10 protein-coding genes are annotated in these 15,689 nt (G+C 67.4%); 4 read left to right on the forward strand and 6 right to left on the reverse strand.

Going from position 1 to position 15,689, the window contains the following annotated elements:
- The first annotated feature begins 51 nt into the window (after window positions 1-51).
- Complete coding sequence (gene yjjJ, locus N4261_RS25680) at window positions 52-1,437, forward strand: type II toxin-antitoxin system HipA family toxin YjjJ (protein ID WP_261758091.1); 1,386 nt, start codon at window positions 52-54, stop codon at window positions 1,435-1,437.
- Window positions 1,438-1,509: 72 nt separating this feature from the next.
- Here the strand turns inward: yjjJ and ribA are convergent, their stop codons facing one another.
- Entirely contained in the window at window positions 1,510-2,133 is a 624-nt protein-coding gene (ribA, locus tag N4261_RS25685; RefSeq protein WP_261758092.1) for a GTP cyclohydrolase II, read from the reverse strand.
- 463 nt (window positions 2,134-2,596) lie between these two features.
- Here ribA and N4261_RS25690 point away from each other — a divergent pair, with 463 nt between their 5' ends.
- Window positions 2,597-4,147: a methyl-accepting chemotaxis protein gene (locus N4261_RS25690; protein ID WP_261758093.1), complete on the forward strand. Its 1,551-nt coding sequence runs from the start codon at window positions 2,597-2,599 to the stop codon at window positions 4,145-4,147.
- Window positions 4,148-4,250: 103 nt separating this feature from the next.
- Here the strand turns inward: N4261_RS25690 and N4261_RS25695 are convergent, their stop codons facing one another.
- From N4261_RS25695 to N4261_RS25715, 5 genes are all read right to left on the reverse strand, one after another.
- Window positions 4,251-5,711 carry an efflux transporter outer membrane subunit gene (locus tag N4261_RS25695; RefSeq protein WP_261758094.1) on the reverse strand — a complete coding sequence of 487 codons (1,461 nt, stop codon included), beginning with the start codon at window positions 5,709-5,711 and terminating at the stop codon, window positions 4,251-4,253.
- On the reverse strand, window positions 5,711-9,007 hold the full coding sequence (locus N4261_RS25700) for an efflux RND transporter permease subunit (RefSeq protein ID WP_261758095.1): 3,297 nt from the start codon (window positions 9,005-9,007) through the stop codon (window positions 5,711-5,713). The genes N4261_RS25695 and N4261_RS25700 overlap by 1 nt, the downstream gene beginning before the upstream one ends.
- Before the next feature lie 16 nt (window positions 9,008-9,023).
- Entirely contained in the window at window positions 9,024-10,205 is a 1,182-nt protein-coding gene (locus N4261_RS25705; RefSeq protein WP_261758096.1) for an efflux RND transporter periplasmic adaptor subunit, read from the reverse strand.
- Between the two features lie 427 nt (window positions 10,206-10,632).
- A complete protein-coding gene (locus N4261_RS25710; protein ID WP_261758097.1) occupies window positions 10,633-12,174 on the reverse strand; it encodes a peptide MFS transporter in 1,542 nt (513 codons plus the stop codon).
- Between the two features lie 355 nt (window positions 12,175-12,529).
- Window positions 12,530-14,698, reverse strand: a complete 2,169-nt coding sequence (locus N4261_RS25715) for a heavy metal translocating P-type ATPase (protein ID WP_261758098.1) — start codon at window positions 14,696-14,698, stop codon at window positions 12,530-12,532.
- A 105-nt stretch (window positions 14,699-14,803) separates the two neighbouring features.
- Here N4261_RS25715 and N4261_RS25720 point away from each other — a divergent pair, with 105 nt between their 5' ends.
- Together N4261_RS25720 and N4261_RS25725 are read left to right on the forward strand one after the other, a co-directional pair.
- A complete protein-coding gene (locus tag N4261_RS25720) occupies window positions 14,804-15,004 on the forward strand; it encodes a hypothetical protein (protein WP_261758099.1) in 201 nt (66 codons plus the stop codon).
- Window positions 15,005-15,201: 197 nt separating this feature from the next.
- Window positions 15,202-15,660, forward strand: a complete 459-nt coding sequence (locus N4261_RS25725) for a Cd(II)/Pb(II)-responsive transcriptional regulator (RefSeq protein WP_261758100.1) — start codon at window positions 15,202-15,204, stop codon at window positions 15,658-15,660.
- Window positions 15,661-15,689: the final 29 nt, after the last annotated feature.

The following is a 15,689-nucleotide window of genomic DNA, read 5'->3' on the forward strand; positions in this document are numbered from 1 at the left end:
CAGGCACGTTTCCACGGCAGGTCGCAACAACCTTGCTCTCAAAATCCTTCGATGAACGCCGAACCCGCCGACACCCTCCGCCATGTGCGCGCGCCACAGGTGAGCCGAGTCGCGCAGGGACAGGACCTCGGCCGCTCTCCCCTTCACCCCGAGTCCGCATCTGGAGAACCCGGTGTGCCCGTGTGCGGCGATCCGCGACACCCCATTGATACCAACCCAAAGACGTTGAGAAGCTCCCGCGCGCCGCTGCCGTTGTACCGTGTCGGACGTGATGGGCGCGTACAAGCGGTTGCACGGATCGCGCTGATCGAGCCGCAAGGTAGTTCATTGGATATGCTCAAGCCACTGGGCTGGCCCCTTGACGAGTCCATGCACGAGGGCTGGTTCGACGGTTTGCCCTATCCGCTGAACGACATGCGGCCGCAGGGCTTCCTCGGACGCCATTTCGCCCGTCGACATGCGGCCCTGCTCCAGAACCCCTGCGACCCCGAGACCTGGTCCGATGACGACGGGTTGAAGGCGATGTTGCAACTGGGCGATGACCTGCCGGGTGACCTGATCGTCGGTGAGGCCGCCTGCAGGCTGTGGATGGCGCGGGTAAGGGCAGTCAGAGACGGCATCGCCCCGTCAGGCCTGAGCGACGACGAGATCGTGCCTGCCTTTTGCGCACTGGCAGAGACTGCGGACACCGGAGGCATGGGGGCATCCCCGATCGGCGGCGAGTTCCCCAAGTTCACCGCGCGACGCGTTCGCAAAGACGGCACCCAGCAACACGTGTTGGTGAAGTTCTCCGGCTCTGACGACGCGCCCGGTACGCAGCGGTGGGCCGATCTGCTGGTTTGTGAGCATCTGGCCGGCGAGGTGCTGCGATCGGAGCTGGGCGTCGCTGCGGCGACCTCGCGGGTGCATGTGGCAGGCCAACGCACCTTCCTGGAGGTCGACCGGTTCGATCGCCACGGCGCACTTGGTCGTTCGCCCGTGATCTCCTGGGCCGCGCTGAATGCCGCGCTGGTCGGACTGGCAGGGCGTCCCTGGACGGAAGGCGTGAAAGTTCTGCATGCCTGCGGATGGGTAGACGCCGACGTCCTGTCCACCGTACAGACGGTGTGGCTGTACGGTCAGCTCATCGGCAACACCGACATGCATGACGGGAACCTCTCGTTCCGCCCGGTGTTGGACGCGCCCACGCCCCGGTTGGTGCTGGCGCCGATCTACGACATGCTGCCGATGCGCTATGCGCCGATGCGAGGCGTCGAACTGCCCTCTAGAACGTACGCGCCCCAGTTGCCGCTGCCGGCCGAAGGGGACGCGTGGCAGGCCGCCGCCCGTGCGGCGCTGTGCTTCTGGCAACGCGCGGCGGAGGACGTCCGGATCAGCGGTCCATTCCGCCAGCTGTGCACGGACAACGCGCAGACCCTGGCGCGCTTGCTGGATTAGTCGACGGAATCAACTGGATCGACCGAATCGACCTCATCGGCGGCATCGACCTAATTCGGCCGCCGGCCCGGCTCACTCGAGGTAATGCCCCATGCGCTTGCGCTTGGTTTCGAGATAGCGCTCGTTGTGCGGATTGGCGGCGATGCGCACCGGCACCAGGGCTTCGACCTCGATGCCATGGCTCACCAGCGCATCGCGCTTCTGCGGATTGTTGGTGATGAGGCGCACGCTCTGGATGCCCAGCAGGCACAGGATGTCGATCGCGTCCGCGTAGTCGCGGGCATCTTCGGCATGACCGAGCTGCAGGTTGGCGTCGATGGTGTCGACGCCGGCTTCCTGCAGCGCATAGGCACGCAGCTTCTCGACCAGGCCGATGCCGCGGCCTTCATGGCCTCGCATGTAGATCACCACGCCGCCGTCGGCCGACAGCAGCTTCAAGGCTTCCTCCAGCTGAGGACCGCAGTCGCAGCGCAGCGACTTGAAGACATCGCCGGTCAGGCATTCGCTGTGGATACGCAGCAGGCCGCCGCGGGGCCGGATCGGACCGACCGACAGCACCAGATGCTCAGAGCCGGTGGTCGGACTGCGGAAGGCGCGCGCCTCGAAGTCGCCGAGCGGTGAGGGCAGCTGGACCACTTCCCACTCGGTCGCGCCCTGCGTTGCCAACGGGATCTTTTCGCAGTGATTCACAGCCATCTTCCACACCTAGGGGCAACGCCGCCGCGCGACGACCGATTCGCGGCGCTGCGGCGTTCAACATTCTCAAAAGCAAGCACCGACCGGTACATCCAGGTCGGCGGAAGTTCGCAATTTAACTCTGATCTGCGACCACCGGACGGCAGCCGATACAGAGGCACTTCCCGCCGGCAGGCCAATGCCCCAGGTCCGTGCGGAATTGCCGCGCATTGGGAACCCGAAAAAACCTCACCGGGTCAATCACTTAGCGCCATCAGCCGGCCAAGCACGACCCGTGGCGCTCCGCATCCAACCGGCCCACTGCGGATGTCGCTACGCGTACCACCGGCTGCCAGCCACAGGGTCGAAGACCGGGACGCCATTTGATCAACGACATCAAATGCCACCCAAGACCGTGACACATGCAACAGGCGTTCCGACAGGGGCTGTGATAGTTTGAGTCTCTCTACCGGGGGGGACCGTCATGCGACTGCTGTCTGATCTGCGTGTGGGATTGCGGCTAGGGCTGGGCTTCGCCCTCTTGCTGTTACTGATGCTGGCGATGGGCGGGTTCTCCGCCTCGCGGGTGTCCCAGGTTCAGTCCAAGGTCGATGACCTGGCGACCAACTGGCTGCCCAGCACCCAACTCCTGGGTGGCATTGGCGAGTCGCTCAACCAGATGCGCCGTGCCGAACTGCAGTTGCTGCTCAGCGCCGACGACAAGACGCTGCAGGACGAATCCAAGCGCCTGGGCGACCAATGGAAGCGACTGCCTGAGCTGCTGCAACGCTATGACCCGCTGGTGGCCAGCGCCAAGGAGCGAGAGCTATTTGACGGCCTCAAGCGGCAGGTCGAGGCATATCGCGAGTCACAGAACCGGTTGCTCGCCCTCACACGCGAGGGTCGACGCGATGAGGCCCTGGCGCTGCTGCGCGGCGCGTCACGCACGGCGTTTCGAGGCGGCACCGACAGCCTCAGTCAGCTCGTCGAGATCAATGGCGTCGGCGCCAAGGAGGCTCATCAGCACGCCTTGGAAAACTACCGGTCCGTGCTGTGGACCATCTGGCTGCTGGTGGGCGCGGCGATCGTGCTGGGCGCCTGGGTCGGCTGGTTGCTGACCCGCTCGCTGACGCATCCGCTGCGCCAGGCCGCCCACACGGCGGACCGGATCGCGGACGGTGACCTGAGCGAGGTGTCGCAGGAGTCGCGGGCCGATGAACTCGGCGACCTGCTGCGGTCGCTGGCACGGATGCGGGCGGCGCTGCATCAGTCGGTCTCCGCCGTGCGTGACAGCGCCGACCAGATCGCCGAGGCCAGCCGCGAGGTGGCCGTCGGCAGCGGTGACCTCTCCGCACGCACCGAGCAAACCGCCTCCAACCTGGAGGAAACCTCCGCCGCCATGCACCAGCTCACCGATGCCGCGCGCCACAGCGCCGGTGCTGCGCAGGAGGCCAGCACGCTGGCCAGCGAGGCCGCGACAGTCGCGCAGCGCGGCGGCGACATGGTCGGTCAGGTGGTGTCGACGATGGACGGCATTCAGCAATCCTCGCGTCGGATCGCCGACATCATCGGCGTCATCGACGGCATCGCCTTCCAGACCAACATCCTGGCGCTGAATGCAGCGGTGGAAGCCGCTCGCGCCGGCGAGCAGGGGCGCGGCTTCGCGGTGGTGGCCGGCGAGGTCCGTACGCTGGCCCAGCGCAGCGCCCAAGCCGCGCGGGAGATCAAGGCCCTGATTTCGAGTTCGGTGGATCAGGTGGAGAGCGGCACCCGCATCGTCGGCAGCGCGGGCGACACGATGACGCAGCTGGTGGGTGCCGTGGCGCGGGTGAATGTGCTGATCCACGAGATCGCCGGCACCGTCGGCAGTCAGACCCAGAGCCTCTCGGAGGTCAATGCGGCGGTCAATCAGCTCGACGGCATGACCCAGCAGAATGCCGCCCTGGTGGAGCAATCGGCCGCTGCGGCCGAATCGCTCAAGGATCAGGCGGCGCAGCTCACCCGCGTGGTCAGCCGATTCAGGCTGGCGGGTTGACGATCAGCGACATCGCCGTCCCCAAAAAGAAAAAACGCGCCGGGCTGGAGACCCGGCGCGTTGGAGCGCCTTGCATCGGCGCCTTGTCAGGCGCCGTGACCGTTCAGCGCATGGCGCTCTGAGCAGGTGCGTCCTCGCCCCAGCCGCCGGCCATCGCCTTGTAGACGCCGACCAGCGAGGTCGCTGCCGCCGTCTGCGACTGCGCCAGCTGGTTGCGCGCGCCGAGCAGCTCGCGCTCGGCATCCAGCACCGCGAGGAAATCGCTGATGCCGACCTTGAAGCGCTCGCGGGCGATCTGGGCGGCGCGTTCGGCCGACACTGCCGCCTCGAACAGCGCCTGCGCCTGCTCCTGGCTGCGGTTGTAGGTCACCAGCGCGCCTTCGGTTTCCTCCAGCGCGGCGAGCACGGTGCGCTCGTAGCTGATGAACGCGCCTTCGTTGCGCGCATCGGCGGCGGCAATCTGGGCGCGGATGCGACCGAAGTCCAGCAGATTCCAGACCAGCTGTGCGCCGAGGTTGTAGGCATAGCCGACGCCGTCGCCCAAGTCACCGATGCGGGTGGCGTTCTGGCCAATGGTGCCGCCCAGCGTGATGCGCGGGAACATCGCACTGCGTGCCACGCCCACACGCGCCGCCGCAGCAGCCGCCTGCGCCTCAGCCGCGCGCACGTCCGGACGACGTCGCAGCAGGTTCTCCGGCGTGCCGATGCCGCCCAGCGACACGGTCTTCAAGCCCGGCAGCGGCTTGACCTCGCTGAGCTCGCCGTCAAGTGCCGTCGGCGGTTGGCCGGTCAGCACCGACAGGCGGTAGCGGGTGCGCGCCAGCGCCATCTCGATGGCCGGCACCGTGGCCGCCGTGCTCTGCACCAGCGCGCGCGCACGCTCGCTGTCGAAGCCGGTGCCGCGACCGGCTTCCTGCCGTCCCAACGCCAGCTTCAGCGCGCCTTGCTGCGTCTCCAGGGACAGCCGCGCCACGCGCAGTTGCTCTTGCAGCCCGCGCAGCTCGAAGTAGTTGCGCGCCACCTCGGCCGCGACGCTGACCTGCGCCGCACGCAGGCCGGCCTCGCCGGCCAGCAGGTCGGCGGCAGCGGCACGGCGCTCGTCGGACAGGCGACCGAAGAGATCGGCCTCCCACGCCACATCGAAACCGACCGAGAACGCGTTGTTGGACTGGGGCACCCCCTGGGCGTCCTGGGCGCGCACCCGGCCCGCGCCGGCGTTGAGGTTGACGCTGGGCAGCAGCTGCGCATCGGCGAAGCGAGACAGCGCGCGGGCCTCGCGCAGATTGACGACGGCCAGCCGCAGGTCGGTGTTGGCCGTGAGCGCACGCTGCACCAGCGCATCCAGTTGCGGGTCCTGGAAGCCTTGCCAGAAGCGGGCAACCGGCTCGTCGGCCAAGGCGCCGTCGGGCACATTGGCGAACTGCGTCGAGAGCGGCACCTCCGACTTCTTGGCCGTGGGCGCCGTGGAGCAGCCGGCCAGCAGCGCCACCGTCAGCGCCGCCGCGAAGGCCAGGGCCGACGGCGCACGCAGCGCCGTGGGGGTCAGGTCATGCCGAGCGCTCATCATGCGCCCTCCTTGCGGGTCGGCGTGGCGGCGTCGTCGACACCGGGATGGAAGGGATGCGCCGCGGCATCGATCTCCCGGCGCAGCTCGGCCGCATGGGCCCGCTTCTTTTCGGTGCCCTTGCGCAGCAGCGCATAGAACACCGGCGTCAGGAAGATGCCGAACAGCGTGACGCCGACCATGCCGGCGAACACCGCAATGCCCATGGCACGACGCATTTCGCTGCCGGCGCCGGAGCCCAGGATCAGCGGAATGACGCCGGCGCAGAAGGCGATCGAGGTCATCAGGATCGGGCGCAGACGCAGACGGCAGGCGTGGATGATCGCGTCATGCAGCGCTTCGCCACGCTCCTCGAGCTCCTTGGCGAACTCGACGATCAGGATCGCGTTCTTGCACGCCAGGCCGACCAGCACCACCAACGCCACCTGGGTGAAGATGTTGAGGTCCCCCGCCTGCATGAAGGGCGGGAAGTGCGACAACCACACCCCGAACAGCGCCGAGAGAATGCACATCGGCACGATCAGGATGATCGCCAGCGGCAGGCTCCAGCTCTCATACTGCGCGGCCAGCACCAGCACCACCAACAGCACCGACAGGCCCAGCACCGCGGCCAGGGTCGGGATCTTGATGTTCAGGCCCGGCACATGCACATCGCGGGTCAGGCGGTCCTGGTAGGTCAGCTCGGTCCACTCGAAGGTCATGCCGCGCGGCAGGCCCTTCTTGAGCAGCTGCTCGATCTCGGCCTCGGCCTGGCCGCTGGAGAAGCCGGGTTTGGCCGCGCCGTTGATGTCGGCACTCGGGAACCCGTTGTAGCGGGTGACGCGGGTGGGACCGAAGGTCGGGTCCACCTGGATCAGCGCGCCCAGCGGCACCATCTCGTTCTTCTCGTTGCGGGTCTTCAGGTCGGTGATGGCCTGGGCGTTCGAGCGGAACGGCGCATCGGCCTGCACGATCACCTGATAGGTCTTGCCGAAACGGCTGAAGTCGTTGACATAGAGCGAGCCGAGGTTGATCTGCAGGGTGTCGTAGATGTCGCCCAGCTTCACGCCCATCTGTTTCGCCTTGGTCCGATCGACATTCGCAAACAGCTGCGGAACGTTGATGTCGTAGGTCGAATACGGCGTGCCGATGCTGCTGTTGGGATTGCCGTAGATCGGACCCAGCGTGCCCCAGACGGCGCCGTACAGCGCCTGCTCGCCCAAGCCGCCGCGGTCCTGCACCTGCACCTTGAAGCCGCCGGCATTGCCCAGGCCGTCCACCGCAGGCGGCGGGACCACGAACATGCGAGCGCCCTGGATCTGCTGGATCGCGCCGTTGACCTTGCCCAGGATCGCGTCCTTGGACAGCTCGGACGAGGTCCGGTTCTCGAATTCATCCAGGCCGAAGAACACGATGCCTTCGTTGGGTGCGGCCGAGAAACCCGCGATCGACAGGCCCGGGAAGGCGATCGAATCACGGATGCCGGGCACCTTCAGCGCGATGTCGCTCATGCGCCGGATGACCTCTTCGGTCCGGTCCAGCGTGGCGCCCGCGGGCAACTGCGCAATGCCGATCAGGTACTGCTTGTCCGGCGCCGGCACGAAACCGGCCGGAATCCGGGTGAACAGCAGCCCGGTCAGCACCAGCAGGATGGCGTAGACGATCAGTGCGCCGGACTTGCGTCGCAGGATGCCGGTCACGCCGCGGCTGTAGCCCTCGCTGCGGCGCTGGAAGAAGCAGTTGAACCAGTGGAAGAAGCGGCCGAAGACCTTGTCCATGCCGCGCATCACCACGTCCTTGGGCGCGTCATGCGGACGCAGCAGCAAGGCCGCCATGGCGGGCGACAGGGTCAGCGAGTTGAAGGCCGAGATCACCGTGGAGATGGCGATGGTGACCGCGAACTGCTTGTAGAACTGGCCCGAGAGGCCCGGCACGAACGTCAGCGGGATGAACACCGCGCACAGCACCAGCGCAATCGCGATGATGGGGCCGGAGACCTCCTGCATCGCCTTGACCGTCGCGTCATGCGGGGTGAGGCCGTCTTCGAGGTTGCGCTCCACGTTCTCGACCACCACGATCGCGTCGTCCACCACGATGCCGATCGCCAGCACCAGGCCGAACAGCGTCAGGGTGTTGATCGAGTAGCCCAGCAGCAGCAGGATCGAGAAGGTGCCCACGATGGACACCGGCACGGCCAGCAGCGGAATGATCGACGCGCGCCAGGTCTGCAGGAAGATGATGACCACCAGCACGACCAGCAGCACCGCTTCGATCAGGGTGTGGATCACCTTCTCGATGGAGGTGCTGACGAAGCGGGTGGGGTCGTAGACGATGTCGTAGCTCACGCCGTCCGGGAAGCTGGCCTTGAGCCGCTCCATGGTGGCGCGGACATCCTCCGAGATCTTCAGCGCATTCGAGGCCGGTGCCTGGAAGATGCCGATACCGACGGCTTCCTTGTTGTTCAGCAGGCTGCGCAAGGCGAAGGTGCCCGCGCCCAGCTCGACGCGGCCGACATCGCGCACCCGCACCAGCGCGCCGGTGGCGGGCTCGGTGCGGACGATGATGTTGGCGAACTCTTCCTCATTGACCAGGCGACCCTGGGTGTTGATGGCGAGCTGGAAGTCGGTGCCCTTGGGCGCTGGCGGTGCGCCGACGGTGCCGGCGGCCACCTGGGCGTTCTGCTCGCGGATCGCGGCCACCACGTCGGACGCGGTCAACCCGCGCGAGGCGAGCTTGGCCGGATCCAGCCAGACGCGCATCGCATAGTCGCCGGAGCCGAACACCTGCACCGAACCCATGCCTTGCACCCGCAGCAGCTCGTCGCGCACCTGCAGCTGCGCATAGTTGCGCAGGTACAGAGCATCGCGGCTGTTGTCCGGGCTGACCATGTGAACGACCATGGTCAGGTTGGGGCTGGACTTCTCTGTCGTCACGCCAATCTGGCGGACGATCTCAGGCAGCCGGGGCAGGGCGCGGTTGATGCGGTTCTGCACCGCCGTCTCCGCGGCTTCCGGGTTGGTGCCGATCTTGAAGGTCACCGTCAGGGTCATGCCGCCGTCGGCAGTGGCCTGGCTGTCGAAATACAGCACGTTTTCCAGGCCGTTGATCTGCTCTTCGAGCGGTGTGGCAACGGTTTCGGAGATGACGCGCGGATTCGCACCCGGGAACTGGGCGCGCACCACCACTTGGGGCGGCGCGACTTCGGGGTACTCGGAGATGGGCAGCTGGAAGATCGCCAGCAGGCCCACCAGGAAGATGAAGATCGAGAGCACCGCGGCAAAGCGCGGTCGCTCGATGAAGAAGCGTGAGATATCCATACGGCCTCGCGCCCCTTTACTTGGATGCGCCGGCAGCCGGCGGTGCCGGCAAGGCGTGGCCCTTGTCGTCGAGCTTGACGGTCTGTGGCGTCACCGGGGCGCCGGGCATGGCGTGCTGCAGGCCATCGACGATCACCAGTTCACCGGGCTTGACGCCTTCAACGGCGCGGAAGCCGTCGAACTGCGCACCCGGCTTGACCGGCCGGGGCTGCACGATGTTGTTGGGGCCGACGATCAGCACCAGCTTGCGGGACTGGTCGGTGCTGATGGCGCGCTCGGGCACCAGGACCGCGTTGTAGGCGCCGGAGCCGACCAGCTTCACCCGGGCGAACAGGCCGGGGGTGAAGTAGCCGTCCTTGTTGTCGAACACCGCGCGGCCTCGGATGGACGCGGTGGCGGGGTTCAGGCGGTTGTCGACGAAGTCCATGCGGCCCTCGTGCGGATAGCCCTGCTCGTTGGCCAGGCCCAGCAGCACCTTGTTGGGCTGGGTGCGCTGGGACGGCATGTTGCCGGCGCGGGTGGCCTGCACATACTTCAGGAAGGTGGCTTCGCTGGCGTCGAAGTAGGCGTAGACCCGATCGCTGGAGACGATGGTGGTCAGCACCGGGTCGCCGATGGTCACCAGATTGCCTGGCGTCACATTGGCGCGCGAGCTGCGACCGGTCACCGGCGCCTTGACCTGGGTGAACTCCAGGTTCAGCCGGGCCTGCACCAAGGCGGCCTCGGCGGCCTTGATGTTGGCGTCGCCGTTGCGCACGGCGGACTTGAGCTGGTCGATTTCCTGCTGGCTGACGCCCTGGATGGCCACCAGCTTTTCGGCGCGACCGAGGTCGGACTTGCTGAGATCGGCGGCGGTGCGCGCGGCGGCGACCTGGGCTTCAGCCCGGGCCACTTCGGCGGCGAAGGGGCGGGGATCGATGGTGAAGAGCGGGTCGCCCTTCTTCACCAGCTGACCTTCGCGGAAATGCACCTTGTCGAGGGTGCCGGCCACGCGGGCGCGGATCTCGACGGTGTCAGGGGCTTCCAGGCGGGCAGTGAACTCGTCGAATTCCTGCACTTCGCGCTGCAGCGCGGGCGCCACGGAGACGGGCGGCGGCCCACCTTGCGGCTGTTGCTGTTGTTGTGGTCCGCAGGCCGCCAGCGTCAGCGCCAACAAGGCGCCGCTGACGGACTTGCGCTCGAAGAACGGTCCGGCCATGCATCACTCCCAAAAACGCCGCGTTGTCTTGTGCACCGCAGCGTGGGGCGGAATGTACGCGGTACAAATTGGCCCGCAAAGTCCCAGGGGCAATACCTGTCCCTTTGACAAAGGGCTTGGTTGACCGGTAATGGGCGGCTGTGTGCAAGTTCGCGGCGGTGCGTGGGCCAGTATGACCAGAGGGAGCGGGGCCGACAGGGCCGCATAGACCGTCGATCAGGGGGCCGGGTTCGCGAGCATGGCGCGGTGCAATGTTCGCGGCGGGTGCATGGTGTTGATCCGCTTGGTGGCTTAAAGGTTGTGCGATCGGTGAATCGGCCATCGCCCACCTCGACCTTCTGAAAGCCAGTGAAGGCGCTTGATCTGCCATGCGCCCATAAAAAACCCGGGCAGCGCCCGGGTTCTCTGGATCAGGCGAGGCCTGAACTCAATGCACGCCGTGCATGAGCTTCTTCATCCACGGGCTCAGCAGCATCAGCAGGATGCCGGCTGCAATCGGGATGATGGTGAAGATCAGGAAGAAGATCGACATCGAATAGGTCTCGGAGATCCGGTCGATGTAGGCGCCGGTGGAGCCGGCAATCTTGTTGGCAATGGCCGAGTTGACGAACCAGACGCCGAACATCAGACCCAGCAGCCGCGCAGGCGCCAGCTTGGAGATGTAGGACAGGCCCACCGGCGACAGGCACAGCTCGCCCATGGTGTGCAGCAGATAGGCCACCGTCAGGAACATCATGCTGATCTGTGCGGTCTTGGCGCCCTGCGGAATGCCGGTCGCACCGTACGACAGCGCGGCGAATCCCAGGCCCAGCAGCACCAGGCCGACACCGAACTTCACCGGACCGCTCGGGTTCCAGTGACGCTCCCACATCTTGCTGAACATCGGCGCCAGGATCACCAGGAAGAAGCTGTTGAGCACGCCGAACCAGGTGGCCGGAATCTCGGATTGCTCCATCGCGAACTCGCGACCCAGCATCCACAGCGACAGGCCCCAGATGCCGGCCAGTGCCGCCACCAGCAGCAGGTTGGCGCTCAAATAGCGCTTGCCGCCGCCGCGCATCAGCTGGATCAGCAGCCAGCTCAGGATGCCCACCGGGATCAGCGTCATCAGCGAATTGACGATCTTGAAGACCGTGCCGCTGGTGCCGACCAGCGTGCGGTCGGTGTAGTCGGCCGCGAAAATGGTCATCGAACCGCCGGCCTGCTCGAAGGCGAACCAGAAGAAGATGGTGAAGAAGGAGAACACGCAGATCGCGATCAGGCGGTCGCGCACCACATGGGCGGGCGTGTCGTCCAGCTTTTCCGTCGGGTCGACCAGCGGGGCGTTCTTGTCCGGCGGGCCGCCGATCTTGCCGAAGATGCCCTGGCTCAGCCAGAACTGCAGTGCGCCCAGGATCATGAAGACCGCGGCCAGGCCGAAGCCGAAGTGCCAGGAGATCTTCTCGCCGATGTAGCCGCACAGCGAGATGCCGAAGAAGGCCCCCGCATTCACGCCCATGTAGAACAGGGTGTAGCCGCCGTCGCGGGCGCCTTCGTTGTCCTTGTCATACAGCTGGCCGACGATGGCCGAGATATTGGGCTTGAACAGGCCGGTGCCGATGATCACCAGACCCAGGCCCACGAAGAAGGTGGTCTGGGTGTCGAAGAACAGTGCGATGTGGCCGGCCGCGATCACGAAGCCGCCCAGCACCACCGAGCGGCGTGTGCCCAGGATGCGGTCGGCGATGTAGCCGCCCAGGATCGGGGTGAAGTACACCAGCATGGTGTACCAGCCATACAGGTTGGTGGCGTCTTCGCGGGACCAGCCCCAGCCGCCCTTGGACGTCTCGGAGATGAGGTACAGCACGAGCAGCGCCCGCATGCCGTAGTAGGAGAACCGTTCCCACATCTCGGTGAAGAACAGGACGAACAGGCTGTCGGGTTGGCCGAGGATGGTGTGCGGCGCTCCGGGGGTTTGAATTTTGTTCAAACGACGCTCCGATGAGATCAGGAAGAGCAGGGGGCGGTCGGCCCGCGCCGCACATGTGGACACGCAACGGCTGAGGCGACAGGAAACGAATCAAAAGGCGCTTGCCGCTGGTCCAGGCCCCGGATCGGTGGATCCTTTGGGGCCTGCCAGCGGCAGGCGCGCTATTGTCAGCGAAAGGTCAGCTTGATCTCGTCCCGCCGCATTAGGGGTGCCCCTAGGTGACGGAGCTCACGGCAGACGTTCCACCTGACCGCGCACAAACACCGTAGAAGCGGCGAAGGACGCCGATGGCGCCTGTTGCCGCCTCCTTGATGTCGATGGGCGATGACCTCGGGACACGCCGCCCTTCTGAGCATCAGCGCTCGGAGGGCGGCTTGCGCAGCAGCCGCAGGCCGTTGAGCACCACCAGCAGGCTCGCACCGGCGTCTGCCAGCACCGCCAGCCACAGCGATCCGATGCCCATGAGCGTCATCACCGCCACCACCGCCTTCAGGCCCAGCGCCAATGCGATGTTCTGGCTGAGGATGCGCGAGACCCGCTCCGACAGATCGAGCAGTTCCGGCAGCTTGCGCAGATCGTCCTGCATCAGCGCGATATCGGCGGTTTCCAGCGCGGTCGCACTGCCCGCCGCGCCCATGGCGATGGCGATGTCGGCCCGGGCGAGGGCCGGAGCGTCGTTCACGCCATCGCCCACCATGGCCACCGGACCTTGCGCCGAGAGCGCGGCCACCGCGTCCAGTTTGTCCTGCGGCAACAGCGGCGCGCGCACATCGGACGCCGCCAGGCCCAGCCGCTCGGCCATCGCGACCGCGCTGGGGCGCTGATCACCGCTGAGCATGGTGAGCGCCAGGCCGCGCGCGCGCAGCCGGGCCAGCACCTCCGCCGCCTCCGGGCGCGGCGTGTCGGACAGCGCCAGCAAGGCCACGGTCTGCGGGCCGCGCATCAGCCAGACCAGCGTGTGGCCCTGCGCCTGCAGGCTGCGGGCGGCGGCGCGGGCTTCGTCGTCGACCGCACCGCGGCTTTCCGCCAGCCGCTCGTTGCCGATCGCATGGTCCTGGCCGTCCACCAGAGCGGTCATGCCCAGTCCGGGCAGGTTCTTCAGCTGCTGAACCGGCTCCAGCACCGTCCCCAGCCGCTGGGCATGGGCCGCGACGATGGCCGCAGCCAGCGGATGGGTGATGCCGGCGTCCAGCCGGGCGGCGAGGTGCAGCGCCTGGTCCGCCCCGATGGACGGATACAGCGGCTGCACGGTGACCAACTGCGGACGGCCCTCGGTCAGGGTGCCGGTCTTGTCGAGCGCCAGGGTGCGGATCTTCCGGGCGCTTTCCAGGTACAGACCGCCCTTGATCAGAATGCCGCGCCGCGCCGCCGAAGCCAGGCCGCTGACGATGGTCACCGGCGTGGAAATCACCAGCGCGCAAGGGCAGGCGATGACCAGCAGCACCAGCCCCTTGTACAGCCAGTCGTTCCAACTGCCCAGCCCGAACAGCGGCGGCAGCACCGCCAGCAGCACGGCGGCCAGCACCACCGCCGGCGTGTAGATGCGGGCAAAGCGGTCGATGAAGGCCTGCGTCGGGGCGCGTTGCGATTGCGCCTGCTGCACCGCGGCCGCCATGCGATCCAGCAAGGTGTGGCCCTTGGCGGCAGTGACCTGCATCTCCAACAAGCCGTCGCCGTTGATGCTGCCGGCCAGCAAGGGATCGCCGACGGCCTTGTCGACCGGCATCGCCTCGCCGGTGAGCGCGGCCTCGTTCAGGCTGGACCGGCCGGCGAGCACCTGGCCGTCCAACGGCACCCGCTCGCCGGGCGGCACCCGCACGGTCGCCTCCAGCGGCACCTCGGCGGCGGGGCGCGCGCTGTAGCGGCCATCGGGCGCCTTCACCCAGGCCACCTCGGGCGCCAACTGGGTCAGCGCACGGATGGCATCCCGGGCGCGGGCCAGGCTCAGGCTTTCCATCATCTCGGACAGCCCGAACAGCCAGACCACCATCGCCGCCTCCGGCCACTGGCCCAGGACGATCGCGCCGATCACCGCCAGGCTCATCAGCAAATGGATGTTGAGGGTCAAGCTGCGCAACGCAATCCAGCCCTTGCGCAGCGTGGGCAGGCCGCCCAGCAGCATCGCCGCCACCGCCAGGGCGATCACGACCGGCCCGGATTCGGACAGGCCGGCGAAGGCCAACGCTTCTGCCGCGATGGCGGCGACGCCAGCCAACGCCATTCGCCAGCGCAGGGCGGTCGGCACCGCCGGCGGCGGCTCGGGCGGCGGGGCGCTGGCGGAGACCGTCTCGGCGCGCAGACCCGCGGCTTCGATGGCGGCACGCAGGGGCGCGTCGTCCGTCAGCCGGTGATGGACATCCAGCATCCGGTTGATCAGGTCGAACTGCAGCGCGACCACGCCTTCGCGTTGCTGGAGATGGCGCCGCAGCAGTCCCTCCTCGGTCGGGCAGTCCATCCCGGCGATGTAGTAGCGGTGGCGCGTCGTGCCGGTGAGATCCACGCCGTCCAGCGACGCGGGCGGCACCGCTGAGGTCGCGGCGCCTGCCGAACCGCCGCAGCACGCGATCTCGTCGGCGGACGCCGTCGACGCAGCGGCGCTCGGCGAGGGGCTCCCACAGCAGGGCGCCGCATGGCCATCCGGTCCCGATGTCGTGTGGCGATGGCCGGCGTGGTCGTGGTGAGCGTGTCCGTGTCCGTGTCCGTGGTCGTGTCCGTGGTCGTGGTCGTGGTCGTGGTCGTGGTCGTGGTCGTGGCCAGCATGCGAGTGATCACTCGCCTTCGCCGGGATGCCTTCCTGGCCGCCATCGGCTGGGCCACCGGCATCACCTGACCCTTGGCGACACGGGTGCGCATGCGGTTGCGCATGGGCGTTCGAATGCGACGGCGGCTCGACCTGCCGCGCGGCATGGCCGGCGGTCGACGGATCGCGCACCGGGGATTCGGACGTGGGGAGGGGTTCCTGATGTGCCATGGGGTCGATTGAACAGTCTGTAGCCACTCCAAGGTCAAGCGTCTATCCTTCACCCCATGCGCATCGGCGAATTGAGCAAGTCCACCGGCGTGGACATCGAGACCATCCGCTTCTATGAAAAGAGCGGCTTGCTGCCGCCGCCTGCGCGCAGCGAGAACGGGTATCGCGACTATGCGCATCCGCACCTGGAGCGGCTGGCCTTCATCCGGCACTGCCGGGCGCTGGACATGTCACTGGCGGATGTGAGCTTGTTGCTGGGCAGTCTGGAGAGCCGGGATCCCGAGGTGCTGGGCCGGGTGGACGGCCTCGTGGCCTCGCAGCTCGGCAAGGTGCGAGCCCGCTTGCAGAGCATGCGCGCGCTGGAAGCGCAACTCGTGGCGCTGCAGACCCGCTGCGATGCGGACCATGGCGCGCATGCCTGCGGCATCCTGCAGGAACTGGTGTCGGCCGCACATGGCGAAGCCTGCGCCTGCCATGAAACGCCGCCGGGCTTGCGTGCCTCGCTGCAGGATTGATCCTTCGGCGGCGGCGGCGGCGAGGGCAT

It is taken from the genome of Roseateles amylovorans (genome assembly GCF_025398155.2).
In the GTDB taxonomy this organism is placed as follows: Bacteria; Pseudomonadota; Gammaproteobacteria; order Burkholderiales; family Burkholderiaceae_C; genus Roseateles; species Roseateles amylovorans.

Excerpts from the sequence above, each read along its gene's own strand:
- yjjJ (WP_261758091.1), top strand. The coding sequence starts at position 52 with ATGAACGCCGAACCCGCCGACACCCTCCGCCATGTGCGCGCGCCACAG.
- ribA (WP_261758092.1), bottom strand. The coding sequence starts at position 2,133 with ATGGCTGTGAATCACTGCGAAAAGATCCCGTTGGCAACGCAGGGCGCG.
- N4261_RS25690 (WP_261758093.1), top strand. The coding sequence starts at position 2,597 with ATGCGACTGCTGTCTGATCTGCGTGTGGGATTGCGGCTAGGGCTGGGC.
- N4261_RS25695 (WP_261758094.1), bottom strand. The coding sequence starts at position 5,711 with ATGAGCGCTCGGCATGACCTGACCCCCACGGCGCTGCGTGCGCCGTCG.
- N4261_RS25700 (WP_261758095.1), bottom strand. The coding sequence starts at position 9,007 with ATGGATATCTCACGCTTCTTCATCGAGCGACCGCGCTTTGCCGCGGTG.
- N4261_RS25705 (WP_261758096.1), bottom strand. The coding sequence starts at position 10,205 with ATGGCCGGACCGTTCTTCGAGCGCAAGTCCGTCAGCGGCGCCTTGTTG.
- N4261_RS25720 (WP_261758099.1), top strand. The coding sequence starts at position 14,804 with ATGGCCATCCGGTCCCGATGTCGTGTGGCGATGGCCGGCGTGGTCGTG.
- N4261_RS25725 (WP_261758100.1), top strand. The coding sequence starts at position 15,202 with ATGCGCATCGGCGAATTGAGCAAGTCCACCGGCGTGGACATCGAGACC.